Annotated in this window: 6 protein-coding genes; all 6 read right to left on the bottom strand. The window is 42.9% G+C overall.

The window, feature by feature from the left end:
• Window positions 1–686: 686 nt before the first annotated feature.
• Window positions 687–839, bottom strand: a complete 153-nt coding sequence (locus FRY97_RS22380; protein ID WP_170254631.1) for a hypothetical protein — start codon at window positions 837–839, stop codon at window positions 687–689.
• A 99-nt stretch (window positions 840–938) separates the two neighbouring features.
• A complete protein-coding gene (locus FRY97_RS12840) occupies window positions 939–2,471 on the bottom strand; it encodes an ATP-binding protein (RefSeq protein WP_170254630.1) in 1,533 nt (510 codons plus the stop codon).
• An 86-nt stretch (window positions 2,472–2,557) separates the two neighbouring features.
• Entirely contained in the window at window positions 2,558–2,680 is a 123-nt protein-coding gene (locus FRY97_RS23220) for a hypothetical protein (RefSeq protein ID WP_262712241.1), read from the bottom strand.
• Between the two features lie 78 nt (window positions 2,681–2,758).
• Entirely contained in the window at window positions 2,759–4,285 is a 1,527-nt protein-coding gene (locus FRY97_RS12835; protein WP_170254629.1) for an ATP-binding protein, read from the bottom strand.
• Between the two features lie 86 nt (window positions 4,286–4,371).
• Window positions 4,372–4,527, bottom strand: coding sequence for a thioredoxin domain-containing protein (locus FRY97_RS22375; RefSeq protein ID WP_170254628.1), 156 nt, complete (start codon window positions 4,525–4,527; stop codon window positions 4,372–4,374).
• Window positions 4,528–4,815: 288 nt separating this feature from the next.
• On the bottom strand, window positions 4,816–6,342 hold the full coding sequence (locus FRY97_RS12830) for an ATP-binding protein (RefSeq protein WP_170254627.1): 1,527 nt from the start codon (window positions 6,340–6,342) through the stop codon (window positions 4,816–4,818).
• Window positions 6,343–6,417 lie beyond the last annotated feature (75 nt).

Genomic DNA, 6,417 nt, shown 5'->3' with positions numbered 1-6,417 from the left:
GAGGATAGGATTCTCATAATGGATTTTTGAATGGAATACTAAAGCTCCATTCATCAGCGAAGAGTCGACAATGCGGAAAATAATCCTGCTTTTCAGCCTTCTGATCAGTTCTTAGTAGGCTCATCACACACCTTTACGATTACTAAAGGTTGCTTACAAGCCTAAAGAACACTTTATAAACCATCAAAAAGGAGCAGTTTTTTAAACCGCAGCAGCTCAACACATTCGAAATGACTGAGGTACTTCAATAAACCTGAATACTGTTTGACACTTGGAGCTTATTAATCTCCCAAACCATTAAGCATAGTTAAGAAGACCCGATAGCACCATTGAATACGCGGGTAAAGAACTACATCTACTTAAAAATGTGCTAGGCCATAAGCGATGAAACCCCCAAAATCGCAACTGAACGCAGCTATAGGGGCGACAAACAAAAATCATGGCCCCTCCGGTTTTCGAGCTGCTCTACCGAGATTGGCAGAATGGCCGCAGGCTACCCAACTGCACATTGCTAAAGCTTGGCTTCAAAACCCCATTCCAACCAAGCCTTTAGATGCGCTATGGATTTAAAGCTTTGCAGGATGGTGCGCTCCTTGCCGAGTATATAATAGGCAGGGGCAGCAATCACCTAATAATCAAGCGTAGCCTGCCCGTCCCACTTTGGGGCTGATGAGCCACTTGGCGGTCTAATGGTGAGAGATGATGTCATCCAAGGATATGGCCCGCAGCTCAATGCGCCCCTGAGCATCCAACAAAAACATTGTGGGAGTGCCCGTTACCCCGTACGCCGTGAAGTTGGGGCCGTTCATGCCCTGCTCATCGCATTGTTTATCAGGCATGAGGCTATGCCTGCGTTTTCCGCCTTGCGAGCAAAAAAACACCGGTGCCCACTTTGCACGACGAGCAGTAGACGCGGAACAAAACCCTGAGTTGCCGGACTATGATTTTTCTATGAAAACCTCTTCCACTTCTTTCTTCTCGCTACTAAAATTCACGCCAACTTTATATATCGACATGCCACTGTCTTTAAACTTGTCGGCATACCCCTTGTTCCCGATCTGAAAGAAAGCCTCTTCGGCTGATTTATTGAGTTTGAATTCAAAGATAAAGACCTCATTCTCGAACATCACTATTGAGTCGGTGCGCCCTTTTTGGGTTTGTACTTCACTGAAAATATAAACGCCCAAAAGCGAAAAGATCAAATGTACCAAGGCATGGTAATACTGCTCGTTTTCTTTTTGCCACAGGCTGTAGGGTATGTGCGAAAATGCCTGATTGATAGTGCCTTTGAAGAGCTCGGGGTCTTTCGCTTTGAGGAAAGCCCTGATGCCATTGAGGATCGGGCTTGAATGCAGTTGTTGAGAATCAATATATGCTTCTAGCAGATTTCTTAAATAGGATTCTTTTACTTCTTTATTCGGGAAAGACAAAATATATTCTCCAAACAACGAATCTTCTTTCACAATCGTCAAATAGCCCGTTTGAAACAAAAGGGGCTCTATCTTCAGGTTTTCAATATCAAAATTGCCCAAGTCATTTTTATTAATCGCAATTTCGTCAAATTTGTACAAATGCTGCTCCCTGCACATTTTCATCAAAAAAGTAGGGGTGCCCGTGCTGTACCAATAGTTTTCAAACTTGCCTTTGTTCTTGAAAAAAGTCAATATGGAAAAGGGGTTGTAAAGCGTGTTCCCGTTTATGTCCCATTTGTAGCCATTATACCACGCCTTGATCTTTTCTTTGTCGTACAGCTTTAATTCCTCTACAAAGTTATCTTCTAATTCTTGTTGCGATATCCCACAAATTTCATTGAAATCAGGGTCTAGCGCGATGTCCGTCAGATTGTTCAGATCCGAAAATATGCTCACCTTGCTGAACTTGCTGACGCCTGTGATCAGCAGGAATTTGATATAGGGCTCGGCATCTTTCAAGATAGAATAAAAAACCTTTAGAATGTCACGGTTTTCTTTGGCTATCCCTATTTTATCTTTTTCCAGAAAGTCGATCAGCGGCTTGTCGTATTCGTCTATCAATATGACAACGCCTTTGTTGTATTTGGTGCTTAATTTTTCTATCAAGCCTTTATGATTATTTGCTATATCTTCAGCATCATGCTCTAGTTTAATATCGTATCTCTCTGCAATACGCGACAATTCTATTGCTATAGCTTTTTGAAGGCCCAGGGTCTTATAGCCAATATTAGAAAACGACATCCTGATGATCGGATATTCCTCAAACTGCCATTTGTCATAGATGTACAAACCCTCAAACAGCTCTTTTTTGCCCAGGAAAATGCTTTCCAAAGTGCTAAGAAACAAGGATTTCCCAAATCTCCGTGGTTTGGACAGAAAATTGCTTTTGCTGGTTTCTATTAAATGAAGCGCATACATCGTTTTATCGACATATACTTTTCCTTCTTCCCGTATAGAAGGGAAGTCTTGCTCGCCTAAGGGGTATTTCCTCCTATTCATCAATACTGCCATTTACACAAAAATACTACTTTTCCAGGTAAATATCAGGCAGCGGGCTGAGACGGTCATCCCCCCTCCTTGGCGGCCTATAGATAGGAGATGATGCCTTCCAAGGATGTGGCCCGCAGCTCAATGCGCCCCTGAGCATCCAACAGGAACATCGTCGGGGTGCCCGCTACCCTGTACGCCGTGAAGTTGGGGCCGTTCATGCCCTGCTCATCCCAGTATCTATCGGGCCAGGGGTGCTGCCGCGCAGTAGACGCGGAACGAAACCCTGAGTTGCCGGACTATGATTTTTCTATGAAAACCTCTTCCACTTCTTTCTTCTCGCTACTAAAATTCACGCCAACTTTATATATCGACATGCCACTGTCTTTAAACCTGTCGGCATACCCCTTGTCCCCGATCTGAAAAAAAGCCTCTTCGGCTGATTTATTGAGTTTGAATTCAAAGATAAAGACCTCGTTCTCGAACATCACTATTGAGTCGGTGCGCCCTTTTTGGGTTTGTACTTCACTGAAAATATAAACCCCTAAAAGCGAAAAGATCAAATGTACCAAGGCATGGTAATACTGCTCGTTTTCTTTTTGCCACAGGCTGTAGGGAATGTGCGAAAATGCCTGATTGATAGTGCCTTTGAAGAGCTCGGGGTCTTTCGCTTTGAGGAAAGCCCTGATGCCATTGAGGATCGGGCTTGAATGCAGTTGTTGAGAATCAATATATGCTTCTAGCAGATTTCTTAAATAGGATTCTTTTACTTCTTTATTCGGGAAAGACAAAATATATTCTCCAAACAACGAATCTTCTTTCACAATCGTCAAGTAGCCCGTTTGAAACAAAAGGGGCTCTATCTTCAGGTTTTCAATATCAAAATTGCCCAAGTCATTTTTATTAATCGCAATTTCGTCAAATTTGTACAAATGCTGCTCCCTGCACATTTTCATCAAAAACGTAGGGGTGCCCGTACTGTACCAATAGTTTTCAAACTTGCCTTTGTTCTTGAAAAAAGTCAATATGGAAAAGGGGTTGTAAAGCGTATCCCCGTTTATGTCCCATTTGTAGCCATTATACCACGCCTTGATCTTTTCTTTGTCGTACAGCTTCAATTCCTCTACAAAGTTATCTTCTAATTCTTGTTGCGATATCCCACAAATTTCATTGAAATCAGGATCTAGCGCGATGTCCGTCAGATTGTTCAGATCCGAAAATATGCTCACCTTGCTGAACTTGCTGACGCCTGTGATCAGCAGGAATTTGATATAGGGCTCGGCATCTTTCAAGACAGAATAAAAAACCTTTAGAGTGTCACGGTTTTCTTTGGCTATCCCTATTTTATCTTTTTCCAGAAAGTCGATCAGCGGCTTGTCGTATTCGTCTATCAATATGACAACGCCTTTGCTGTAGGTTCTGAACAATTCCTTTATTAAATGTTCAAATTTTTGTGAAACCACCTTGTCATTCAGTGGCAATTGGTATAATTGATAAATCCGGTCTAATTCATTGCTGATCGCAGGCCCTAAACCCATCTCTTTATAGCCAATATTGGAAAACGAAATCCTGATAATCGGATATTCCTCAAACTGCCATTTGTCATAGATGTACAAACCCTCAAACAGCTCCTTTTTGCCCAGAAAAATGCTTTCCAAGGTGCTAAGAAACAAGGATTTCCCAAATCTCCGTGGTTTGGACAGGAAATAAGAACCCCCTATCTCTGCTAATGCCAATGCATATTTTGATTTGTCCACATAAACAAAGCCTTCGTTGCGGAGTTTTGGAAAATCCTGCTTACCTAAGGGGTATTTTCTCCTATTCATCAATACTGCCATTTACACAAAAATACTACTTTTCCAGGTAAATATCAGGCAGCGGGCTGAGACGGTCATCCCCTCTCCTTGGCGGCCTATAGATAGGAGATGATGCCTTCCAAGGATGCGGCCCGCAGCTCAATGCGCCCCTGAGCATCCAACAAAAACATTGTGGGAGTGCCCGCTGCTACCCCGTACACCGTGAAGTTGGGGCCGTTCATGCCCTGCTCATCGCATTGTTTATCAGGCATGAGGCTATGCCTGCGTTTTCCGCCTTGCGAGCAAAAAACACCGGTGCCCACTTTGCACGCCACGCAGTAGACGCGGGCGCAAACCAGATTGTCGTTTTTTTGGGGGCCTGCCCCTGCCGTGAGGGCAGGTGCCGCTATGCTCCGGGGCTCGCTATCCGCTCGGCCTTATCAGGCCTGCCGCCCCTTCGCAGCGCTAGGCCAATGCCAGGCTAGAGCCCCCAAAGCATAAACGCCTGCGACATTTTGGTTCACGCCCGTAGACGCGGAACGAAACCCTGAGTTGCCGGACTATGATTTTGTCATGAAAACCTCTTCCACTTCTTTCTTCTCGCTACTAAAATTCACGCCTATTTTATAGATGGCCATGCCACTGTCTTTAAACCTGTCGGCATAGCCTTTGTTCCCGATCTGAAAGAAAGCCTCTTCGGCTGATTTATTGAGTTTGAATTCAAAGATAAAGACCTCATTCTCGAACATCACTATTGAGTCGGTGCGCCCTTTTTGGGTTTGTACTTCACTGAAAATATAAACGCCCAAAAGCGAAAAGATCAAATGTACCAAGGCATGGTAATACTGCTCGTTTTCTTTTTGCCACAGGCTGTAGGGTATGTGCGAAAATGCCTGATTGACGGTGTCTTTGAAGAGCTCGGGGTCTTTTGATCTTAAAAACTTGAGCAATTGGCTTAACACCATACTCGACATTAAACTATTTGACTGAATATAAGCATCTGCCAGCCCTCTCAGGTAAGACTCTTTCACTTCATTGTTTGGAAATTTCAGCCGGTATGTTCTTAATATATCATCTTCTTCGGAAATGGTCAAATAGCCAGTCTGAAATAGGATCGGTATTATTTTCAAATCCTCAATATCAAAATTGCCCAAGTCATTTTTATTGATCGCAATTTCGTCAAATTTGTACAAATGCTGCTCCCTGCACATTTTCATCAAAAACGTAGGGGTGCCCGTGCTGTACCAATAGTTTTCAAACTTGCCTTTGTTCTTGAAAAAAGTCAATATGGAAAAAGGGTTGTAAAGCGTATCCCCGTTTATGTCCCATTTGTAGCCATTATACCACGCCTTGATCTTTTCTTTGTCGTACAGCTTTAATTCCTCTACAAAGTTATCTTCTAATTCTTGCTGCGATATCCCACAAATTTCATTGAAATCAGGGTCTAGCGCGATGTCCGTCAGATTATTCAGATCCGAAAATATGCTCACCTTGCTGAACTTGCTGACGCCTGTGATCAGCAGGAATTTGATATAGGGCTCGGCATCTTTCAAGACAGAATAAAAAACCTTTAGAATGTCCCGGTTTTCTTTGGCTATCCCTATTTTATCTTTTTCCAGAAAGTCGATCAGGGGCTTGTCGTATTCGTCTATCAATATGACAACGCCTTTGTTGTAGGTTCTGGACAATTCCTTTATTAAATGTTCAAATTTTTGTGAAACCACCTTGTCATTCAGTGGCAATTGGTATAATTGATAAATCCGGTCTAATTCATTGCTGATGGCAGGCCCTAAACCCATCTCTTTATAGCCAATATTGGAAAACGAAATCCTGATAATCGGATATTCCTCAAACTGCCATTTGTCATAGATGTACAAACCCTCAAACAGCTCTTTTTTGCCCAGGAAAATGCTTTCCAAAGTGCTAAGAAACAAGGATTTCCCAAATCTCCGTGGTTTGGACAGGAAATTGCTTTTGCTGGTTTCTATTAAATGATGCGCATACATCGTTTTATCGACATATACTTTTCCTTCTTCTCGTATGGAAGGGAAGTCTTGCTCGCCTAAGGGGTATTTTCTCCTATTCATACATACTGCCATTTACACAAAAATACTACTTTTCAGGTAATCAGCAGGCAGCGGGCTGAGACGGTCATCCCCTCT

Origin of the sequence: Phaeodactylibacter luteus, assembly GCF_007993045.1 — a bacterium.
In the GTDB taxonomy this organism is placed as follows: Bacteria; Bacteroidota; Bacteroidia; order Chitinophagales; family Saprospiraceae; genus Phaeodactylibacter; species Phaeodactylibacter luteus.
Note: the sequence above shows the minus strand (reverse complement) of the source record. Positions and strands in the feature narration are given on the sequence as shown.